Below are 20,079 nucleotides of genomic sequence, written 5' to 3' on the forward strand. Positions count from 1 at the left end.
CGTTGAGAGCCAGGCTCCCTGGTTGATGCGAAACGCCTACCGGGATCGCGGGTCGAGCGCGTCGCGCAATCCGTCACCGAACAGGTTGAACGCCAGCACGGTGACGAAGATCGCCAAACCGGGCGGAATCATGTACATCGGGTCGACCTGGTACCAGTTCGCCGCGCCGGAGAGCATGTCGCCCCAGCTCGCCGTCGGCGGGCGGACACCGACACCCAGGTAGGAGAGGCCGGCCTCGAAGAGGACGTTGGTCGGAATCAGCAGCGTCGCGTAGACCAGGATCGGCGCGATCAGGTTCGGCAGCAGCTCGGTGAACAGGATGTACGGACGGCGCGCGCCGAGGCTCCGGGCCGCGTCCACGAACTCCCGTTCCCGCAGCGACAGCGTCTGGCCGCGGATGATCCGGCCGATGTAGGGCCAGCTGAAGAAACCGATGATGAAGACGATCAGCGCGACCCGCAGCGCGTCGCCCTGCAGCCCGAACATCTTGTCCGGGATCGCGCCGACCAGCGCCAGCGCGAACAGCACCAGCGGGAAGGCGAGGAAGATGTCCATCAAGCGGCTGATCAGCGTGTCCACCCAGCCGCCGAAGTAGCCGGCGACGATCCCCATCACGACGCCGATCACCACCGACAGCAGCGTCGCCAGGAAGGCGATCAGCAACGAGATGCGGGCGCCGTACACGATCCGCGCGAAGATGTCGCGGCCGTTCACCGGCTCGACACCGAACGGGTGGTCCCAGCTGATCCCGCCGAGCTTGCCGATCGGGGTCTGCAGGGACGGGTCCACCAGGTCCTGATGGAAATCGTTCGGGGTGACACCGACCAGTTTGCAGATCAGCGGCGCGAAGATCCCGACCAGGATCAGCAGCAGCACGAAGGCGCCGCCGGCCAGCGCGACCTTGTCACGCTTCAGCCGCATCCACGAGATCTGCCACAGCGACCGGCCCTCGATCTTGCCGACGCCTTCGAGGATCGCCTCGGGCTGCGCTGAGGATGATCCCGGCTCGACCTCGAGTGGCGTGCTCACGCGATGAGTTCCCCTGCCTGGTTCGGATGAACCGGAACGAAATCCGGAATGGCTGCCGCCTTAACCTGCCGCCATTACAGCCCGGAGTCAAACGCGGAAAGTGCTGCGTTGCCCGATCGTGATCGTCAGGAAATCGTCCCGTATCGTGGACTTTCCGCAGTAAACCACGGCGTCGCACCCACGGTCGCCGGGGCCTCGCGAACCGTTACTGCCATGGCATTTTTGTGTCACCGTCGAAGGCCGGACAGATAAAGGAACGACAACGGATCGAGCGCCGTCCTGAGGTTCTCCAGATCCTTCGTGGCGACCACCGCGACCCGCGCCTGCCAGCTCGGAATCACCGGCGCCTCCCGCGCGATCACTCCCTGTAGCTGCCCGATCAGGTCGTCCCGCTTCAGCCCGTTCTGCTCGGTCCGTTCCTGCTGCAGCAGCTTCGTCGCCGCCGCTGAGCGGTAGCCGTTCTGGAACGGGGAGTCGGTCACGAACGGCGTCAGGTAGTCGTCAGCATCGGGGTACGACGGCGTCCAGCCGGCCTGGTACATGTCGTACGCCCCGGCCTTCGTCAGCTCCTGGTACTGCGGCCACTCCGCACCCCGCAACGTCACCCGGAACAACCCGGACGCCTCCAGTTGCCGCTTCAGCTCCAGCACCTCGGCCTTGGCGCCGACGCCGTACTGCGAAGGCGTCCACCCGACCGTCAGCGGTACGGGGACGGCGATGTTCGCCTCCTTGAGGATCGCCGCGGCCGCGGCCTTGTTCGGCTGCTTGTACTCCGTCTTGAACGCGTCGGCCTGTCCGCCGTACCCGGGCGGCACGACCGAGTACAGCGGCGACACGTGGTCGCCGTACGCCTTCTTCGCGATCGCCGGACGGTCGATCAGCTGCGCCACGGCCCGCCGGACGGCCGGCTTGCGGGCCAGCAGCGACTTCATCTGGAAGGCGAACAGCCGGATCTCCGCCGACCCCGTCTCGACGACCTGGACCTGGTCGGACTTGCGCAGCTTGTCCAGCAGACTCGGCCCGAAGCCGTGGAACGCGAGATCCGCCTTGCCGGTCGTCACCGCCTGGTAGAGCGCGTTCGAGTCCTTCAGCAGGCTGATCGTGACACCGTCGTTCTGCGCCGCCCGCGGCCCGCGGTACCCGGAGAACTTCGTCAGCGTGACCTCGGTGCCCGGCTTGTACGCCGCCAACTGGTACGGCCCACTGCCCATCGCTTTCGTGTCGAGCAGCTTGTTCGCCGGGTACGACTCCTCGTCGACGATCGAGGACGCGGTCGTGGTCAGCAGGTACGGCAGGCGCGCGTCCGGGCTGGTCAGGTTGAACACCGCGGTCAGCTCGTCCGGCGTACTCACGGACTTCACAGAAGAGAACAGTGCGGCCGCTCCCCCGGTCGTCTTCAGCCGGACCAGCCGGTCGAAGCTGAACTTCACGTCCGACGAGGTCAGTTCGTGCCCGTTCGGGAAGGTCAGGTGCTCCTTCAGGCTGCACGTGTACGTCGTCGGCGAGTCGAACTGACAGTCCGCGGCGTCCGGCACCGGGGTCGGCTTGTCCGGCAGGATCGTCAGCAGCGTCTGGTAGAGGTTCGCCTGGACGGTCCGCGAGCCCACGTCGTACTTGCCGGCCGGGTCCAGCGAGGAGATCGCGTCCGTGGTGGCCAGCCGCAGCAGCATCAGCTTCGGCGTCTGCTCCCCGGGGTGCGGGGCGTTGTCGTCCGGCTCGCCGCAGGCCGCCAAGGACACGCCCAGCGCACCTGCCGCCACGGCCGCCGACACCCGGCGCACCCACTCGCTCACCGTCTCGCCCCTTCCCCAGCCGACGTACCAGCCCCAGCCCACTTACCAGACAACGCCCCCGAGGGCTCCAAGTGACGGTACTTCGTCAACGGAGCAGTGACCGCAGGGACTCCGGGGTGAGCGGCTCGAGCGACTTCACCACGAGCCGCCGCGGCGCCTCCGGGATCGTCACCCATTGCGGCACCGCGACGACGTACATGCCGGCCGCCGTCCCGGCCTGGGTGCCGGTCGCCGAGTCCTCGATCACGATGCAGTTCGCCGGATCCACCCCGAGCTTGGCGGCACCGGTCAGGTACGGCTCCGGGTGCGGCTTGCCCAGCGTCACCTCGTCACCGGCCACGATCACGGCGAACGGATCCGGCGGCAGGTGCCCGAGCACCGCGTCGATCATCGTCCGGTACGACGCCGACACCAGCGCGCACGGGATGTCTTCCTTGCGCAGCGCCTGCAGCAGCTCGAGTGCACCCGGCTGGAAGGTCACCTCCTTGCGGAGCGCCTCCACCACCTCCGAGAACATCCGGTCGGCCAGCTCGTCGGCGGTGATCACGCCTTCCGGGATCCGCGCCATCCAGACCTGTACGGCGTCACGCAGGTCGCTCCCGATCAGGGTCAGACAGTCCTCGACCGTCCAGGTCGCGCCCAGCTCGGCGAGCAGCTCCAGCTGCACCTCCGCCCAGACCTTCTCGGAGTCGACCAACGTCCCGTCCATGTCCCACAACACCGCCTGCAGCGACGCCACCCGCACTCCTCTATGTCTTCTCCACCCGATCAGCCCACTTTGAGAACCCACCAACCATTTTCGGGCGCGCCGAATGGTTGGTGGGTTCTCAAAGTGAGTCCATTGTCCCTGGTCGGGCACGACACGTTCCGCCTGGGGTGAAACCTGGCACAGGCGGACAGCTGAGCACGTAGGCTGGGCAGTCCGGTTTCCGGTGACCCCACCGGATGGCTACAGAGCCGACTACAGAGACGACAGGGGGCCTGCGAGTGGTTGACCTCGCGAACCTGAGGGACCCGGTCGTGATCGCCGCGTTCGAGGGCTGGAACGACGCGGCCGAGGCGGCCACCGGTGCGGTCGACCACCTGATCGACGAGTGGGACGCCGAGCTCGTCACGGCGATCGACCCCGAGGACTACTACGACTACCAGGTGAACCGTCCCCGGGTCGGCCTCGACGAGGACGGCGGACGGCACCTGACCTGGCCGACCACCCGGATCTACCTGGCCCGCCCGGACGACACCGGCCGTGACGTGCTCCTGATCCGTGGCGTCGAGCCGAACATGCGCTGGCGGGCCTTCTCCCGGGAGCTGCTGGAGATCGTCGACGAGTCGAACGCGCAGCTCGTCGTCGTCCTCGGCGCCCTGCTCGCGGACTCGCCGCACACCCGTCCGATCCCCGTCTCCGCGACCTCGTCGGACGAGGAGCTGACCGCGGCGTGGAGCCTGGAGCCGTCGACGTACGAAGGTCCCACCGGCATCACCGGCGTGTTCGCCGACCTGTGCACCACCCTCGGCGTGCCGGCGGTGTCGATCTGGTCCGCGATCCCGCACTACATCGCGGGGACGCCGTGCCCGAAGGCGTCGCTGGCGCTGCTCAGCAAGATCGAGGCGCTCCTCGACCTGGCCATGCCCGAAGGCGACCTCCCGGAGCTCGCACGGGCCTGGCAGCGCGGAGCGGACGAGCTCAGCGAGGAGGACCCCGAGGTCGCGGAGTACGTGCACTCGCTCGAGGAGCAGCGCGACACCGCCGACCTCCCGGAGGCCACCGGCGAGGCGATCGCCGCCGAGTTCGAGCGCTACCTCAAACGCCGCAACAAGAACCACGGCGACTAGCTCCTCCCCGTAACCGCCGCAAGGTGTGGACCGTTGTTACCAGTGGGTTTATATTCGACCGGACTACTGGGGGGTGACGGCGTGCCGTCACCGGGACCACGGGGAGCAACCAAGTGCGCAAGCGGCGCGACGAGCGAGGCGGCACGTCGATGCCTGCGCTGGCCGTGCTCGTACTGCTCGGCGTGGTCGCGGTGGTCGGGATCCTCGGTAACAAGAAGCACGAGACGGTCGACCTCACCACGCTGACGGCATCGACGACCTCCACAACGATCACCACCGCACCGCTCGACGCCGAGCCGTTCGCCGGCACCACCGGGCTCGTCGTGCACCCGCGCGCCGAGGCCGCGCTCTACAGCTCCCCGGACGCGGACGCGTTCGGCAAGATCGGCCCGACCCAGTTCGGGCCGACCTGGCTGCCGGTGGTGGAGCAGACCGACGGCTGGGTCCGGGTCCTGCTCCCCTCCAAGCCCAACCGGTCCACCGGCTGGCTCCAGGACGATGGGCTCGACCGGGCCACCTCGCCGTACCTGATCCGCGTGCACACCAGTTCGCGGACGCTCGAGCTGTTCGAGAACAACAAGAGCCTCGGCACCTGGAAGGCCGGGGTCGGCGCGACCAAGACGCCGACGCCGCCCGGGCGGACGTTCCTGCTCGGCTCGATCATCGACCACAAGCGCTCGGCGTCGCCGATCGTACTGCCGCTGGGTGCGCACAGTCCCACCTTGGACACGTTCGGTGGCGGACCTGGTACGGTCGCGATCCACGGCTGGCCGAATCCGCGCGTGTTCGGCGCCGCGATCAGCGCGGGCTGCGTCCGGGTACCGAAGACCGCACTGGCCCACCTGCAGAAGGTTCCGCTCGGGACGCTCGTCCTGATCGACAGCAAATAAGGAGAATCCGATGCGACGACAGTTGACTCCGACCGTGCTGACGGCTGCGGCCGTGGCGGGCGTCGTGACGTTCAGCCTGGTCGCCAGCGCTCCGGTCGGTAATGCGGCGGCCCGCCCGTCCTCGGCGTACGCCGTGAGCGCCGAAGGCCAGGTGCCGATCCCGAAGACGCCGTACGCCGAATCGCTGGACGGCAAGCGGCAGACGACGTCCGCGCTCGAACTCCCGAAGAACCCGCTGATCTCGGTCCGGGCCGGTACGGCGACCGCGGGCAACGACTCGGCCTCCGTCGAGCTGTTCGACGTCGTCGTCGGGCCGGACATCCTGAGCCAGGTGACGATCCCGCCGGAGCTGAAGCAGCAGTGCTCCGCGCTGCCGAAGACCGGTGCCGACAACCTGCCGCTGCCCGACATCGCACTGCCCGACCTCGGCCTGCCGCTGCCGAAGCTGAGCACCAAGGACCTGCCGGTGAAGAACCTGCCGGACCTCTGCAACCTGCTGCTCAACCCGCCGAAGTCGCTGCTCGGCATCGACTCGCTGAACGTCTGGTGCTCCGGCGACACCGGCGGCGTCGACATCGGCTCGCTGACGCTGCTCGGCCAGACGATCAAGCTGCCGAGCACGAAGCAAAGCGCTTCGTTGCCGTCCAACCCGCTCGCCAGCATCACGGTCAACAGTCAGGGCAAGCACTCGGACGGCGCCTTCACCATCACCGGCCTGAGCATCAACCTGGGCGGCGGGACCGAGGTCATCAACCTGGCGTCCGCGACCTGCGCCAAGCCGGCCGCCAAGCCGAAGCCCAAGCCGCAACCGCAGCCGCCGGCTGAGGCACCAGCCCAGGTGAACACCCCGCCCGCAGCCCCCGTGCCGACCCCGGTGAAAACCCACCACCCAGTCACCGGCTGACCCTCCCTCTCCCCCGCCCCCAAACCGGTTCGGGGAGCCTGACCCTCCCGAATCGGGCGGTAAGGCTCCCCGGTCGGTTGGTTAGAGGGTTATGCCCAGTAGTGCATCGCAGGCCTGGGCGATCAGGGCGGGGGCCTCGGAGTCATCACCTGTGCCCGCCGCCCATGCGTCGACAGCAGCAAGTGCACCTACGCTGTCCAGGTCGTTGGTGAGTGCCGCCCGTACGGCGTCGATCGCGGCCGCACCGTCCGGGCCGGCGTTCCGCGCCACTGCCGTACGCCAACGCTCGAGCCGCGCCTGCGCATCGGTCAGATCGGACTCTTCCCAGAACCAGTCGGTCCGGTAGTGGTGGTTGAGCAGCGCGAGCCGGATCGCCATCGGGTCCGCGCCCGCGAGCCGCTCCTTGGACACCAGCACCAGGTTGCCCTTGGACTTCGACATCTTCTCTCCGTCGAGACCGACCATCGCCTGATGCACGTAGGCGCGCGCGAACGGGTGCTCCCCGGTCGCGACCTGCGCGCCGCTCGCGGACATCTCGTGGTGCGGGAAGATCAGGTCCGACCCACCGCCCTGGACGTCGAACGACATCCCGAGGTACTTCAGCGCGATCGCCGAGCACTCGACATGCCAGCCCGGCCGGCCGCGACCCAGCGCCGAGTCCCAGGCCGGCTCTCCCGGCCGCTCGTGCCGCCACAGCAGACTGTCCAGCGGGTCCTGCTTGCCCTCACGGTCCGGGTCGCCGCCGCGCTCCGCGAACAGCTCCCGCATCGTGTCGCGGTCGTAGTTGGACACGCCGCCGAACGCCGGGTCGGCCTTCACGGCGAAGTACAGGTCGCCGTCGACCGAGTACACGGCGCCGGCGCGGCGCAGGTCCTCGACCGCGCTCGCGACCAGGTCGATCGACTCGACGACGCCGATGTAGTGCTGCGGCGGGATCACCCGGAGCGCGGTCATGTCGTCGCGGAACAGCTGGATCTCCTGCGCCGCGAGGTCGGTCCACTCGACGCCGGTCGCGGTCGCGCGCTCCAGCAGCGGGTCGTCGACGTCGGTGATGTTCTGCGTGTACGAGACGTCGTACCCGGCGTCCCGCCACAGCCGGTTGATCAGGTCGAACGTGACGTACGTCGCGGCGTGGCCCATGTGCGTCGCGTCGTACGGCGTGATGCCGCAGACGTACATGCGGGCGGGCCCGCCGTCGGCCGGCGGTACCTCGACCAGGCCGCGCGAGGCGGTGTCGTAGAGGCGTAGCCGCCGGGCGGGCCCGGGTACGACCGGGATGTCTGGTTGAGTCCACGCCTGCATGTGTCGGAGCTTATGCCAGTCCGATTTTCAATGACGCGACACGGTTCCACTTGGTGGTCCTGCGCCGGGCGTGCACCCCGGCAGCCGATAGCCTCGCGAACGATGAGCACAGACTTCAGCCCGGAGCTCCAGTCGTACGGCGGCTGGATCGCCGCGGCCGCCATTCAGCAGCAGGACCTGTTCAACGAGGTGGTCGGTCCGGACTCGCTGCAGGCGGATCTCGACGCACGGACGCTCGGCGGCGAACGCGGCGTACTGCGCGGGATCTCGCTGCTCGGCAGCTTCTCCGAACTGGACCGGACCTGGCTGTGGGGCTGGGCGAACCCAGGCTTCGGCCCGGACGCCCCCGCGGTCGCGTCCACGCTCGCGATCCGCGAGTTCGGCGAGCGGCACGGGATCGGCGAGTTCACCGCCGAGAGTCCGGACCTGAGCGGGTTCGAGCAGCCGGCGCAGGCGGCGATCACGCTCGCGATCACCGCCGGCTCCGTTCTCGGCGGCCGCGGTGTGTGGTCGACGGCGATCAACGAGGGCCGCGGGCACGTGTACCTGCACGTCGCCGACGAGCAACTCCCGCAGGCCGGGTTCGACGCGATCGCCACGCCGCGGCTGCTGATGACCGCGATCAGCGTCTTCCCCGCCGACCACCGGCAGGTCGTCCGCGGCTACTTCCACCACTTCGGCCTGCAGTACGACGAGGGTCAGGACGCGATCCGCGGTACGGCGCCGAACGGCAACCCGGTCGTCGTCCAGTTCGACGAGCTCGGCCGGGTCGGCAACATCAGCGTGCAGGGCAAACCTTAGAAGGCCGGCCAGGGGATCGCGGGCCAGTCCTCGCTCGGGTACGGGAAGGTGCCGGTCTTCAGCAGCGTCGAGCAGCGTTCCCGGGTCGCGGTCAGCTCGACGGCGGTGACCAGTTCGCACAGTTGTTGCCCGAGGCCCCCGGCCAGCTGATCCGCGAGCCGCCGTACGTCGTCCAGCAGGCCGGCGGGAATCGGTTCGCCGGCCCAGCCCCACAGGACCGTGCGGAGCTTGTCGTCGGCGTTGAACGTCACGCCGTGGTCCACGCCGTACACCCGGCCGTCGCCCGGGTTCAGCACGTGGCCGCCCTTGCGGTCGGCATTGTTGACCACGGCATCGAACACGGCCATCCGCCGCAACGCGTCGTTGTCGGCGTGCACGAGGGTGACCGGGTTGTGGCGGCCGTCGAGCGCGTCCAGGACACCGACCCAGCCGTTCGGAACCCGGCCCTGCGGGACGATGTCGACCAGTTCGGTCTCCCCCGGTCCGAGCTCGGCCTCGTCGATCCACAGCTGGACCATGCCTTCGCCGAGCGGCCCGCCGCGGAGCAGCGTCGGCGGCACGACCGACCAGCCGAGCGCCTCGGACACGACGTACGCCGCGAACTCGCGCTGCGCCAGCGTGCCGTCCGGGAAGTCCCAGAGCGGCCGCTCCCCCTCGATCGGCTTGTAGACGACCGTGGCGGTCTCCCCGGCCAGGCTGACCGACCCCTGGTAGGTGCCGTTCGAGGCGGCGACCAGGCGTCCGTGCAGTGACAGCTCCCCCAGGGCCAGGAGCTCGGGGTTGGTCGTCATTCCGGCAGGTGCCGACGGTAGCCGTTGGCGCGCGGGCAGATGTGGCCGTCGGCGTCGATCGGGCGGCCGCAGAACGGGCAGCTCGGGCGTCCGGACGCGACCAGCGCGACCGCCCGCCGGGCGAACGCACGGGCCTGCTCCTCGGTGATCCGCACGATGAACACCTCGGCGTCGTCGGACTCCATCGCCGCGGTGACCGGGTCCTCCTCCTCGAGCTCGGCCTGCTCGCCGGTGACGACCGCGAACACCTCGATCACCACCCGCTCGGCGTCGGCCTCCCACGCCAGCGTCATGGTGCCGGCCCGGAACTCCTCCTCGATCGGCTGCTCGAGCGGCGCGGTGTCGTCCCCGGCGGTCTGCGTGACCGGGTCGCGGTCGAAGCGCCGGGCGACCTCGTCCAGCATCACGTCGAGCCGCTCCGCGAGCGCCATCACCTGTTCCTTCTCACACGCCACCGACGTCAGCCGGTGCCCGGCCCGCGCCTGCAGGAAGAACGTCCTCGCACCGGGTTCCCCCACGGTGCCGGCGACGAACCGCTCGGGGTCGTCGAAGGAGTGCACAACTCGCGCCATACCTATGACCCTATTACCGTCCGCCGACGACCGCGTCCGAGGACTGCTTCTTGGGCTTGCCTTTCGCTGACGGCTTAGGGATCAGGGACGCCAGTTCGCTGCCGGAGTCGTTCAGCCGGACCAGGAACGGGCGGGTCGCGGTGTAGGTGATGATCGTCGTCGAGGCGGTGTCCACGACGATCCGCTGGAACGTGTCCAGGTGCTGACCGAGAGCGTCCGCGACGATCGCCTTGATCACGTCGCCGTGCGACACCGCGACCCAGATCGCGTTCGGCCCGTGGCTGTCGGCGAGCGCCGCGTCGTACGACCGGACGGCATCGACCGCGCGCTGCTGCATCCCCCGCATCGACTCGCCGCCCGGGAACGTGACGGCCGACGGGTGCTGCTGCACGACGGCCCACAGCGGGTCCTTCGCGAGCGTCGCGATCTTCTGTCCGGTCCAGTCGCCGTACCCGCACTCGGTCAGCCGGCGATCCGTTGCCGGACGCAACCCGGGCTGCTGCTTCGCGATCGCGGCGGCGGTCTGCTTGCAGCGCTCGAGCGGAGACGTGACGATCGCGGCCAGCGGCAGCTCGGCGAGCCGCTGCGCGACCGCGGCGGCCTGCTGTACGCCGGTGTCGTCCAGCTTCACCCCCGGCGTACGACCCGCGAGCGTGCCGGACGTGTTCGCGGAACTACGACCGTGGCGAACAAGGATCACGGTGGGCATGCAGTGCACGTTATCCCACCACCCCTAATGCCATGATGGGGATGTGATCGTGGACTGCGGGGTGTACGCCCAGGGGGAACGGCGAGACCTGCCCAAGGATCCCGAGACCGTTGCCCACGCCATCGAGGACACCGCCGACAGCTTCGGGTGGATCGGTCTGCACGAGCCGTCGGACGCCGAGATGGAGCGCGTGCAGCAGCTGTTCGACCTGCACGATCTGGCGATCGAGGACGCGCTGCAGATCCACCAGCGGCCCAAGGTCGAGCGGTTCGGCGACACGCTCCTCGTCGTCCTGCGCACCCTCTGGTACGTCGACGAGGGCGACGCCGTCGAGACGGGCCAGGTGACGGCCTTCGTCGGCCCGCGGTACGTCGTGACCGTGCGGCACGGGGAAGGCGGCGAGCTCGCCACCACGCGGCACGAACTGGAGGAGCGGGCCTCGATGCTCGGCCACGGCCCGGCCGCCGTGCTGTGGGCGATCTGCGACGCGATCGTGGACCAGTACGAGAACGTCGCCGAACAGGTCGAGGTCGACGTCGACGAGATCGAGACGTCGGTGTTCTCGCCGGAGCGGACCAGCGACGCGGAGCGGATCTACCGGCTGAAGCGCGAGGTGCTGGAGATGCGCCGCGCCATCGACCCGTTGCGGGAGCCGATGGAGCAGTTCGCGCACGGGGTGGCCGGGCTGGGCCAGAAGGCGAGCCCGTTCTTCCGCGACGTCGCCGACCACCTCAGCCGGGTCTCCGACCAGGCCGAGGCGATCGACACCCTGCTCACGTCCGCCCTGAACGCGCACCTCGCCCGCGTCTCGGTCCAGCAGAACGACGACATGCGCAAGATCAGTGCCTGGGTCGCGATCGCCGCCGTCCCGACGATGCTGGCCGGGATCTACGGCATGAACTTCGACAACATGCCCGAACTCCGCTGGCACTTCGGCTACTACGCCGTACTGCTCCTGATGGTGCTGGTCTGCTTCACCATGTACCGCTTCTTCCGCAAGGTCGGCTGGCTCTAGGTCGCGGTGATCGTGCTGGTGGCCAGCAGGATGACCAGGACGAGGCCGAGCAGGACGCGGTAGAACGCGAAGATCTCGGTCGAGTGCTTGGCGACGAAACGCAGCAGCCAGGCGACGGACGCGTACGCGACCACGAAGCTGACGACCGTGCCGACGAGCAGCGGTACGGCGCCGACGTCGCCGGTGAGCGCATCCTTCAACTCGTAGATGCCCGCGCCGACCAGAGCAGGGATGCCCAGCAGGAAGGCGATCCGGGTCGCGGCGACCCGGTCGAGGCCGCAGAACAGGCCGGCCGAGATCGTCGCGCCGGACCGGGACACACCGGGAATCAGCGCGAGGCACTGCACGAGACCCATCACGACCGCGTCGATCAGGGTGATCCGGGTGAGCGGGCGCGACTTCGGGCCCAGCCGCTCGGCCGCGACCATCACCACCGACCATCCGATCAGCGCGCCGGCCACCCACCAGAGGCTGCGCAGCGGTCCCGAGATCAGGTCCCGGGCCAGGAAGCCGACGATCACGATCGGCATCGAGCCGACGATCACGTACCAGCCCATCCGGTGGTCGAACTCGCCGCGGTGCTCCGGCTTCGCGAGCCCGCGGACCCAGGCGATCGCGATCCGCTTGATGTCCTTCCAGAAGTACAGCACCACCGCCGCGATCGCCCCGATCTGGATCACCGCGGTGAACCCGGTGATCGACGGGTCGTCGATCTTCAGGCCGAGCATCTTCGACACGATCGTCAGGTGCCCGGTACTGGAGACCGGCAGGAATTCGGTCAGGCCCTCGACGATGCCGAGGATGATGGAGTCCCAGATCGTCATCAGTTGCCGACTCCGGACAGCTCCAAAGCCTCGGCGGCGGTGCGCAGGTCCGCGATCCGCTGCTCGACGGTCGCCGCGAACGGCGTCAGCGCGACGGTCGTCGCCCCGGCCTCGGCGTACGCCGTGAGCTTGTCCGCCATCCGGGCCTTGTCACCGAGCAGCGAGATCGAGTCCAGGAACCCGAACGGTACGGCGGCCATCGCCTCGCGGTGCTTCTTGTCCAGGTACAGGTCCTGGATCTCCTTGGCCTCCTCGGCGTACCCCATCCGGACCGCGAGCGCGTTGTAGAAGTTCTTCTCCCGGCTGCCCATGCCGCCGATGTACAGCGCGGCGTACCCACGGACCGGGTCGGCCGCCGCCTGGATGTCGTCGCCGGTCATCAGCGGGGTGGTGACCACGACGTCGAAACCGTCGAGGTCCTGCTGACGATTCTGACGGGCGGCACGGCCCGTCCTGATGTGGTTCAACTGCTCTCCAAGGAAGCCTGGGTCGTTGAGGATCCCGAGCCAGCCGTCGGCGATCTCACCGGCCAGCTCGAGGTTCTTCGGGCCGACCGCGGCCAGGTACACCGGCACGTGGTCGCGGATCGGCCGCACGGTCAGTTTCAGCGCCTTGCCCGGTCCGTCGGGCAGCGGGAGGGTGAAGTACTTGCCCTCGTACGCCACCGTCTCGCGCCGCAGGGCCGCGTTCACGATGTCAACGTACTCACGGGTCCTGAGCAGAGGCTGAGAAAACCGCACCCCGTGCCAGCCCTCCGAGACCTGCGGCCCGGACACGCCGAGACCGAGCCGGAACCGGCCGTTCGACAGCCGGTCCAGGGTGGCGGCCGTCATCGCGGTCATCGCCGGCGTCCGGGCCGGGATCTGGAAGACCGCGGCGCCGACGTCGATCGTGGTGGTCTGCGCGGCGATCCAGCTGAGCAGCGTCGCGGCGTCCGAGCCGTACGCCTCCGCGGCCCAGGTGACCGAGAATCCGAGTGCCTCGGCCTCCTTCACCAGCCTCAGGTGGTCGAGATGGTCGTCGCCGCCGTAGACGAAGCCGATGTTGAGTCCGAGTCGCATGACTGGCGAGCCTAGCGAGCCGTTGTCGGTGGGCCGCAATAGGCTCGGTGCATGCAGCAGCGCTATCTCGGTCACAGTGGACTGGCGGTGAGCCGACTCGGGCTGGGCACGATGTCGTGGGGGCGGGACACCGACGAGCACGAGGCCCGCGAGCAGCTCGCCGCGTTCGTGTCCGCCGGCGGCACGCTCATCGACACCGCCGCGGCGTACGGCGACGGTGACAGCGAGCAGCTGATCGGGTCGCTGATCGGCGACGTGGTGGACCGTGACGACCTGGTGATCGCGACCAAGGCCGGGTTCAGCGTCCGCCGCGGCGAACGGATCACCGACACATCCCGCGGCGCGCTGCTCCGCGATCTCGAGGGCTCGCTGCGCCGGATGAACGTCGACCACATCGACCTCTGGCAGCTGCACACCTGGTCCGACGACGTGCCGCTGGAGGAGACGCTGTCCGCGCTCGACCACGCCGTCAGCTCCGGCAAGGTGCGGTACGTCGGCGTCTCGAACTACGCCGGCTGGAAGGCGGCCCGCGCGGTCACCTGGCAGCAGGCGTGGCCGGGCCGCGCGGTCCCGGTCGCCAACCAGGTCGAGTACTCACTGCTCGCCCGGGACGCCGAGCTGGACGCGCTGCGGGCGGCCGCCGGCCTCGGGATCGGGGTCCTGGCGTGGTCCCCGCTGGGCCGTGGCGTGCTGACCGGGAAGTACCGCACAGGGATCCCGGCGGACTCCCGCGCGGCGTCTCAGCATCTGTCGAGATTCGTCGACCCCTACCTCGACGCGCGGGCTTCGGGCATCGTGGAAGCGGTCGCACGAGCCGCCGACGGGCTCGGCTGGACCCCGCTCGAGGTCGCGCTGACCTGGGTGCGGGACCGGCCGGGAGTGTCGGCGGCCATCGTCGGGGCCAGGACGGCACTGCAACTGAAGTCGGTACTGGGTGTGGAGGAGCTCACATTGCCGCCCGCCATCGCGGCGGCACTGGAGGATGTTTCCTGAGGGTTGTAGCTGTAGTTGGAGGTGTGGATGGCCGAGTACGAACTGCAGCAGTTCGAGGTGTCCAGGACGGAGTCCCGCGGTGCGGTGCGCAAACTGCTCACCGAACACGCGGAGTACGGCGGGTGGGAACTGGCCCGTCTGCGTCGCTATCCCGACGGATCCCGCCGCGTGTGGTTGCGGCGCCGCATCATCCGCGTGATGCGGACCCTCTGATCCTGGCCTGACATCAGCGGCCCAGAAGTTCTGGGCCTCTCTCCCGGCGCAATATCTCTGCAACAGAGGTATTCTGATGGCTGTGACCGAGGTTCTCGCCGAGGAGCTGCTGGCGGCCATCGGACTGGTGCGGCGGCACCTGCGCCGATCCGTCGGGCGGCCGTTCCCGCTCTCCGCCCTTACCGACTCCCAGGCCGAGCTGGTCCGGACGGTCCGCCGCAACCCGGGCATCTCGGTCGCCGAGGCCGCGGCTGAGCTCGGCCTGGTCGCGAACACCGTGTCGACCCTCGTCGGCCAGCTCACCGAGCGCGGTCTGCTCCAGCGCACTCCCGACGCGTCCGATCGCCGGGTCGCCCGGCTGACCCTCACGGAGCCGGCCCGCGAACAGGTCGAGGCCTGGCGCGATCGCCGTACGGCCCTGGTCACCCGGGCGCTCGACGACCTGACGGCGGACGACCGTGCGGCGCTGCGAGCGGCGCTGCCCGTTCTCGCCGGCCTGACCGAACGCTTGCACCCCTTCGAGCAAGAACGGGAGCGCGTATGACTGTGGAACCTGCGGTGGAGGTCACGGGGCTGAGTCACCGGTTCGGCGATCATCTCGCCGTCGACGATCTCGACCTGACCGTGTCCCCCGGCGAGTGCTTCGGTCTCCTCGGCCCCAATGGCGCCGGCAAGACGACGACGCTGCGCGTGCTGAACACGCTCTACCCACCCCAGTCCGGCTCGGTCCGCGTCTTCGGCCTCGACGTCCGCACCGCGGCGATGTCGGTACGGCGCCTGCTCGGGTACGTCCCGCAACAGCTGTCCATCGAGGGAGCGCTCTCGGGACGAGAGAACGTGTCCTGGTTCGCGCGGCTCTTCGACGTACCGCGCCGCGAACGGGCCGCGCGAGTCGCCGAGGTACTGGAGATCGTCGACCTCACCGACGCCGCCGACCGGCTCGCGTCGACGTACTCCGGCGGCATGGTACGGCGGCTCGAACTCGCGCAGGCACTGGTCAACCGGCCCGCGCTACTCGTACTCGACGAGCCGACCGTCGGCCTCGACCCGGTGGCGCGGGACTCGGTGTGGGCGCGGGTGCAGGACATGCAGGAGCGGTACGGGATGACCGTGCTGCTGACCACGCACTACATGGAAGAGGCCGACCTGCTCTGCGACCGGGTGGCGCTGATGCACCTGGGCCGGCTGCGCGCGATCGGTACGCCGAACTCGTTGAAGGCCGAGCTCGCGCCCGACGCGAGCCTCGAGGACGTGTTCCGGCACCACACGGGCGAGAGCCTCGAAGGTCAGGCGAAGGGAGGCCTGCGCGATGTCCGTGGCACCCGCCGCACCGCCCAGCGCATGGGTTGATTCGCGACCGCGCGCCGTACTGCGGCTGTTCTCCCGGATCGGGACGTTCTGCCTCATCGAGCTCCAGAAGCTCCGGCACGACCGGACCGAGCTGATCACGCGGGCGATCCAGCCGGTGCTCTGGCTGGTGATCTTCGGCCAGACGTTCAGCCGGATCCGGGCGATCCCGACCGGCGACGTACCGTACCTCGACTATCTCGCGCCTGGGATCATCGCGCAGTCGGCGCTGTTCGTGGCGATCTTCTACGGCATCCAGATCATCTGGGAACGTGATGCCGGGATCCTCACGAAGCTGCTGGTGACGCCGTCCCCGCGTTCCGCTCTGGTCGCCGGGAAGGCGTTCGCGGCCGGCGTCCGGACGATCTCCCAGGCGATCGTCGTACTCATCGTCGCGGCGCTGCTCGGCGTCAGCCTCACGTGGAATCCGCTCAAGCTGCTCGCCGTACTCGCGGTCGTCGTCCTCGGAGCCGCCTTCTTCTCCTGCCTCTCGATGACCATCGCCGGCCTGGTCCTCCGCCGCGACCGCCTGATGGGCATCGGCCAAGCGATCACTATGCCGCTCTTCTTCGCGTCGAACGCCCTCTACCCAGTCGACATCATGCCCACCTGGCTCCGAGCCCTCTCCCACGCCAATCCCCTCACCTACGAGGTCAGCGCCCTCCGAGGCCTCCTCATCGGCCACCCCACCAACTACCTACTCGACTTCACGGTCCTCATCGTCGCCGCCATCGCCGGCATCTGCGCAGCCGCCGCCCTAATGGGCCGCCTCGCCCGCTAGACCGCCCCAGCCGACCCCAGAGCCGCGAGCACTTACTTCGCCCCCCCGCCGGCTCCAACAAACGCAGGTGCACGACGCGGGCTCCAACGGGCCCAGGCAGAAGAGGCGCGCTCCGGCCAGCGCGGGTACATGAGACTGGCTCCGGCGGGCGCGTGCGGCTAACGCACTTGGTGCAGCGGTGGCACGCTGCCGGCTCCAGCGGGCGTACGCCTGCTAGACGACGAGTGGCGTGGTGCGGGCTTCAGGATCTTCGGAAGCTCCCCAGACGGCGAACCGGGCCGCTTCCTCGAGCGCGCGCGTGTCAGCGCGCCACCGCGAGGCCGCATCCGCTGAAGCCACCGCATCATCGGCACCCGGTGGTGGCAGCGCGTCAACCCCGTCCGGTGGAGGCCGGACGTCCGCACCCGGTGGAGGCCCGGGATCCGCGTCCGGACGGGGCGGTGCCTCGTTCGGTGGCGGGCACCCGGGTGGTGTGGCAGGCGACATCGGCGCGGGGGTTGGTGGGCTGGGGGGTAGAGGGCTCGTGGCTGGGGTTGCCTGAGCGGTGTTGAGGGGTGGTGGGTCGGCCCATGTGGGGCGGGAGACGTGGACCTTGCCGTTTGTGATGGTGATGGTCCAGTGGCCGTCGTGCAGGGCGCGGTGGTGGCGGCGGCAGAGCAGGGCGAGGTTGTGGATCGCTGTGGCGCCGCCGTCGATCCAGGACTGGAGGTGGTGCGCGTCGCACATGACCGGTGGAGCTCCGCAGACGACGCAGCCCTTGTCGCGGGCGTTCAGAGCACGGCGCATCGCGCGGGTGACCAGTCGCACGGATCGGCCGACGTCCAAGGGCGCCGAGTTCGATCCGAGCACCAGCGGGATGACCTTCGCGTCACAGGCGAGCCGCCGGATCGCGGCCGCTGACAGCGCGTCGCCATACACCAGGTCACCGGTCACGCGAGCAGACACCAAGTCATCGGTCGCGTCCGCGGTGGCGCGCTTCAGGTCTTCCAGGTCGATGGTGACGGTGATGTTCGCCTTCGCCCCGAACCCAGGCACCCATCCCCCCGCAGCCTCAACCACAGGATCACCAGCCGCGGACTCACGCTCCACAGACTCACCGGACCGTGCCGAGGAGGTGAAGCCCGCGTCGGTGGCGGCGGCTGCGATGGTCAGTGCGGTGGTGAGTGCGTCGGCCTGGCGCTTGTCGCGCGGGCGGGGGTCTAGTTCACCGTCCACTGTCTTGTGGGGACGGGCACCCTCGAACGTCAGGGAACGCAGGAGTTCCGCGTTCTCGTTGGCCAGATAGCCGATGAACTTCACGCCGTTCTCAGCGTTCATCAGGGTCAACGACTCGCGTTCATAGGCCTGCTTCTCGTCCGGCTCGGGGCCGTCGGCGTCCAGCAGGTCACTGATCTCCTTCGCCGCTTTGCGCAAGTCAGCCGGCGGCAAGTGATCCGCCAAGGACACCAACTGCTCCTCGGCCACATCGAGATCCTCCACCGGGACCCGGGCCCGAACCCGCTCCAGCGCGGCCACGATCGCCGCAGCCTGCGCCACTCGCAGCACCCGGACCTCACCGGCGGAGGCCCCACCCACCAGACCATCCGACACCGCGCCGTACTTCGGCAGCGCTCGAGCCAGCCGCACCTCGCGCGATACGTCCGCACGATCGCGACGGTGGCGCACCGCCAGCAACTCGACCGCGTCGCGGGCACCGAGCTCCTGGGCATAACCGGTCTCGTCAATGCGCCCGACGACGTGCAGACGACGGGTCTCCAGCTGGGCGATCTCAGCGTCCAGTACGTCGAGCTCGGACAGCAACTCGCCGCCGCTCATCGACCACACCGGACGCTCACCCAGAAGTTCCATACCCACAACTGTAGACACCCCCACCGACAGTTCTCAAACCCAGACGCCCTTATTTTCAAGGGAATTCAGTTATCCACAGATTTGACAGTTGCCGTTAGCAACCGCTGGTACGCCGTGGGTACGACGCGCTGTCGATCCGGTACGACGAGGTGACCGGCGTCGACGCGATGAGCCTGGGCTTCGCATCCGAGTCCTTCGACGCCGCGGTCTCCCTCTACACGCTGATCCACCTGCCCTTGGACGAGCAGCAGCGACTGCTCCACAACATCGCGACCTGGCTCCGCTCGGCCGGATGGTTCCTCTGTACGACGGGCCACAGCGAATGGACCGGCACCGACGACAACTGGCTCGACGGCGGCACGCCCATGTGGTGGAGTCACGCCGACGCGGCTACCAACCGCACGTGGATCACCCAGGCCGGCTTCACCATCGAGTCCGAACACTTCGTCCCCGAAGGCTCCGGCGGCCACACCCTGTTCTGGGCCCGCCGCCGCTGACCCCGGCGTTCAACCAACGCCGAACAGATGCCGCTGGAAGAAGCGGACGGCCTCGTTCGCGACCCGGTGCCAGACCTGACCCTCGTACGGCGCCTGCGGGTCCCGGCGGAGGTTGTGATGGCCGCCGACGATCGGAAGCAGGCGACTGTCGGACCCTGCCACGCAGAGCGCACGATGGAGGCGTTCAGCCTGCTCGTACGGGACGGTCTCGTCGCGGGTGCCATGCACGATCAGGAAGGGCGGTGCATCGGCCCTCACGTGGGCGACCGGACTCGCCGCGCCCAACCGCTCCAGGTGCCCGCCGACCAGCGCCGTCACCGGCGACGGCCGATCGATCGACATCGCACCACCACCTCGCACGAGATCCGACGGACCGCTGATCGTCACCACAGCCCGAACCGCCGAGCCCTCAGCGAGACCAGCCAACGCGGCCAAGTGCCCACCAGCGGACTGCCCCCAAATCCCAACACAGGAAGGATCAATCGGTAGACCGAGCGGGTTCCGACGTAACCACCTCAAGGCTGCCTCAACGTCATCCAACTGCGCAGGAAACACCGCCTGCCCACTGTCCCGAACAGAGATCGCCACTGTCAGAAAGCCGGCCCGAGCAAGCGCCGGGTTCGCAAACGGCGCCAACGCCGCCGACCGATCACCGGGCCCCCAACCAGGACACCCGTCGATCCGCACAACAGTCGCCACCGGGCCAGCGGGCAACGGCGACGGCCCAACCGCATCCAGGCAGAGCTCAACCCCACCAGGCCTCGCATAACAGATATCGAGGATCTGGGTGAGATCCGGCGTCCGTCGTACTGCGCCCACCGCCCGCAACCTCCTCGCCCACCGAAGACGAGTCGAACACTCCCCCACGACGACAGG

22 protein-coding genes are annotated in these 20,079 nt (G+C 69.0%); 11 read left to right on the forward strand and 11 right to left on the reverse strand.

The genetic code is table 11. The features are described from left to right. Window positions 1-36: 36 nt before the first annotated feature. From E0H50_RS37290 to E0H50_RS37300, 3 genes are all read right to left on the reverse strand, one after another. Complete coding sequence (locus tag E0H50_RS37290; protein WP_131295813.1) at window positions 37-1,029, reverse strand: ABC transporter permease; 993 nt, start codon at window positions 1,027-1,029, stop codon at window positions 37-39. Window positions 1,030-1,256: 227 nt separating this feature from the next. Further along, complete coding sequence (locus E0H50_RS37295; RefSeq protein WP_131295814.1) at window positions 1,257-2,822, reverse strand: ABC transporter substrate-binding protein; 1,566 nt, start codon at window positions 2,820-2,822, stop codon at window positions 1,257-1,259. 85 nt (window positions 2,823-2,907) lie between these two features. Next, window positions 2,908-3,561 (reverse strand): HAD family hydrolase, encoded by a 654-nt coding sequence (locus E0H50_RS37300; RefSeq protein ID WP_238151618.1) that lies wholly within the window; start codon window positions 3,559-3,561, stop codon window positions 2,908-2,910. Between the two features lie 248 nt (window positions 3,562-3,809). On the opposite strand from E0H50_RS37300, the gene E0H50_RS37305 reads away from it, so the two are divergent. From E0H50_RS37305 to E0H50_RS37315, 3 genes are all read left to right on the forward strand, one after another. Beyond that, the gene (locus E0H50_RS37305; protein ID WP_131295815.1) at window positions 3,810-4,655 is read left to right on the forward strand and encodes a PAC2 family protein; all 846 of its coding nucleotides are present in this window, start codon (window positions 3,810-3,812) and stop codon (window positions 4,653-4,655) included. A gap of 113 nt (window positions 4,656-4,768) precedes the next feature. Beyond that, the gene (locus tag E0H50_RS37310; protein WP_238151619.1) at window positions 4,769-5,545 is read left to right on the forward strand and encodes a L,D-transpeptidase; all 777 of its coding nucleotides are present in this window, start codon (window positions 4,769-4,771) and stop codon (window positions 5,543-5,545) included. Window positions 5,546-5,555: 10 nt separating this feature from the next. Beyond that, on the forward strand, window positions 5,556-6,449 hold the full coding sequence (locus E0H50_RS37315) for a hypothetical protein (protein ID WP_131295816.1): 894 nt from the start codon (window positions 5,556-5,558) through the stop codon (window positions 6,447-6,449). A gap of 81 nt (window positions 6,450-6,530) precedes the next feature. On the opposite strand, the gene mshC is transcribed toward E0H50_RS37315, so the two are convergent. Further along, a complete protein-coding gene (gene mshC, locus E0H50_RS37320) occupies window positions 6,531-7,751 on the reverse strand; it encodes a cysteine--1-D-myo-inosityl 2-amino-2-deoxy-alpha-D-glucopyranoside ligase (protein ID WP_131295817.1) in 1,221 nt (406 codons plus the stop codon). Window positions 7,752-7,853: 102 nt separating this feature from the next. Between mshC and E0H50_RS37325 the strand changes: the two genes are divergently transcribed. Then, a complete protein-coding gene (locus tag E0H50_RS37325; protein ID WP_131295818.1) occupies window positions 7,854-8,552 on the forward strand; it encodes a DUF6882 domain-containing protein in 699 nt (232 codons plus the stop codon). Here the strand turns inward: E0H50_RS37325 and E0H50_RS37330 are convergent. From E0H50_RS37330 to E0H50_RS37340, 3 genes are read right to left on the reverse strand one after another with little or no spacing between them, the layout of a single operon-like run. Further along, the gene (locus E0H50_RS37330) at window positions 8,549-9,343 is read right to left on the reverse strand and encodes an SCO1664 family protein (protein WP_131295819.1); all 795 of its coding nucleotides are present in this window, start codon (window positions 9,341-9,343) and stop codon (window positions 8,549-8,551) included. The two genes, E0H50_RS37325 and E0H50_RS37330, sit on opposite strands and share 4 nt — an antisense overlap. Further along, the gene (locus E0H50_RS37335; protein WP_131295820.1) at window positions 9,340-9,915 is read right to left on the reverse strand and encodes a DUF3090 domain-containing protein; all 576 of its coding nucleotides are present in this window, start codon (window positions 9,913-9,915) and stop codon (window positions 9,340-9,342) included. Before E0H50_RS37335 ends, E0H50_RS37330 begins: the two co-directional genes overlap by 4 nt. 13 nt (window positions 9,916-9,928) lie before the next feature. After that, a complete protein-coding gene (locus E0H50_RS37340) occupies window positions 9,929-10,624 on the reverse strand; it encodes a histidine phosphatase family protein (RefSeq protein ID WP_131295821.1) in 696 nt (231 codons plus the stop codon). 43 nt (window positions 10,625-10,667) lie between these two features. On the opposite strand from E0H50_RS37340, the gene corA reads away from it, so the two are divergent. Next, entirely contained in the window at window positions 10,668-11,639 is a 972-nt protein-coding gene (corA, locus tag E0H50_RS37345; protein WP_131295822.1) for a magnesium/cobalt transporter CorA, read from the forward strand. Here corA and E0H50_RS37350 read toward each other — a convergent pair. Both E0H50_RS37350 and E0H50_RS37355 read right to left on the reverse strand, forming a co-directional pair. Next, window positions 11,636-12,463, reverse strand: coding sequence for an undecaprenyl-diphosphate phosphatase (locus E0H50_RS37350; RefSeq protein WP_131295823.1), 828 nt, complete (start codon window positions 12,461-12,463; stop codon window positions 11,636-11,638). The two genes, corA and E0H50_RS37350, sit on opposite strands and share 4 nt — an antisense overlap. Continuing rightward, window positions 12,463-13,524 (reverse strand): LLM class F420-dependent oxidoreductase, encoded by a 1,062-nt coding sequence (locus E0H50_RS37355; protein WP_131295824.1) that lies wholly within the window; start codon window positions 13,522-13,524, stop codon window positions 12,463-12,465. Before E0H50_RS37355 ends, E0H50_RS37350 begins: the two co-directional genes overlap by 1 nt. 51 nt (window positions 13,525-13,575) lie before the next feature. On the opposite strand from E0H50_RS37355, the gene E0H50_RS37360 reads away from it, so the two are divergent. From E0H50_RS37360 to E0H50_RS37380, 5 genes are all read left to right on the forward strand, one after another. Next, entirely contained in the window at window positions 13,576-14,517 is a 942-nt protein-coding gene (locus E0H50_RS37360; RefSeq protein WP_131295825.1) for an aldo/keto reductase, read from the forward strand. Window positions 14,518-14,544: 27 nt separating this feature from the next. After that, the gene (locus E0H50_RS37365) at window positions 14,545-14,730 is read left to right on the forward strand and encodes a DUF5703 family protein (RefSeq protein WP_130385444.1); all 186 of its coding nucleotides are present in this window, start codon (window positions 14,545-14,547) and stop codon (window positions 14,728-14,730) included. A gap of 76 nt (window positions 14,731-14,806) precedes the next feature. Then, window positions 14,807-15,274, forward strand: coding sequence for a MarR family winged helix-turn-helix transcriptional regulator (locus E0H50_RS37370; RefSeq protein ID WP_131295826.1), 468 nt, complete (start codon window positions 14,807-14,809; stop codon window positions 15,272-15,274). After that, window positions 15,271-16,080, forward strand: a complete 810-nt coding sequence (locus E0H50_RS37375) for an ABC transporter ATP-binding protein (protein WP_131295827.1) — start codon at window positions 15,271-15,273, stop codon at window positions 16,078-16,080. The genes E0H50_RS37370 and E0H50_RS37375 overlap by 4 nt, the downstream gene beginning before the upstream one ends. Further along, window positions 16,040-16,858, forward strand: a complete 819-nt coding sequence (locus E0H50_RS37380; protein WP_131295828.1) for an ABC transporter permease — start codon at window positions 16,040-16,042, stop codon at window positions 16,856-16,858. Before E0H50_RS37375 ends, E0H50_RS37380 begins: the two co-directional genes overlap by 41 nt. Window positions 16,859-17,071: 213 nt before the next feature. Here the strand turns inward: E0H50_RS37380 and E0H50_RS37385 are convergent, their stop codons facing one another. Then, a complete protein-coding gene (locus E0H50_RS37385; protein WP_131295829.1) occupies window positions 17,072-18,706 on the reverse strand; it encodes an HNH endonuclease signature motif containing protein in 1,635 nt (544 codons plus the stop codon). A 149-nt stretch (window positions 18,707-18,855) separates the two neighbouring features. Between E0H50_RS37385 and E0H50_RS37390 the strand changes: the two genes are divergently transcribed. After that, on the forward strand, window positions 18,856-19,203 hold the full coding sequence (locus E0H50_RS37390) for a class I SAM-dependent methyltransferase (protein ID WP_202868506.1): 348 nt from the start codon (window positions 18,856-18,858) through the stop codon (window positions 19,201-19,203). Between the two features lie 9 nt (window positions 19,204-19,212). Here the strand turns inward: E0H50_RS37390 and E0H50_RS43280 are convergent, their stop codons facing one another. Then, window positions 19,213-20,070, reverse strand: coding sequence for a prolyl oligopeptidase family serine peptidase (locus E0H50_RS43280; RefSeq protein WP_337590393.1), 858 nt, complete (start codon window positions 20,068-20,070; stop codon window positions 19,213-19,215). Window positions 20,071-20,079 lie beyond the last annotated feature (9 nt).

The organism is Kribbella sindirgiensis, assembly GCF_004331435.1.
In the GTDB taxonomy this organism is placed as follows: domain Bacteria; phylum Actinomycetota; class Actinomycetes; order Propionibacteriales; family Kribbellaceae; genus Kribbella; species Kribbella sindirgiensis.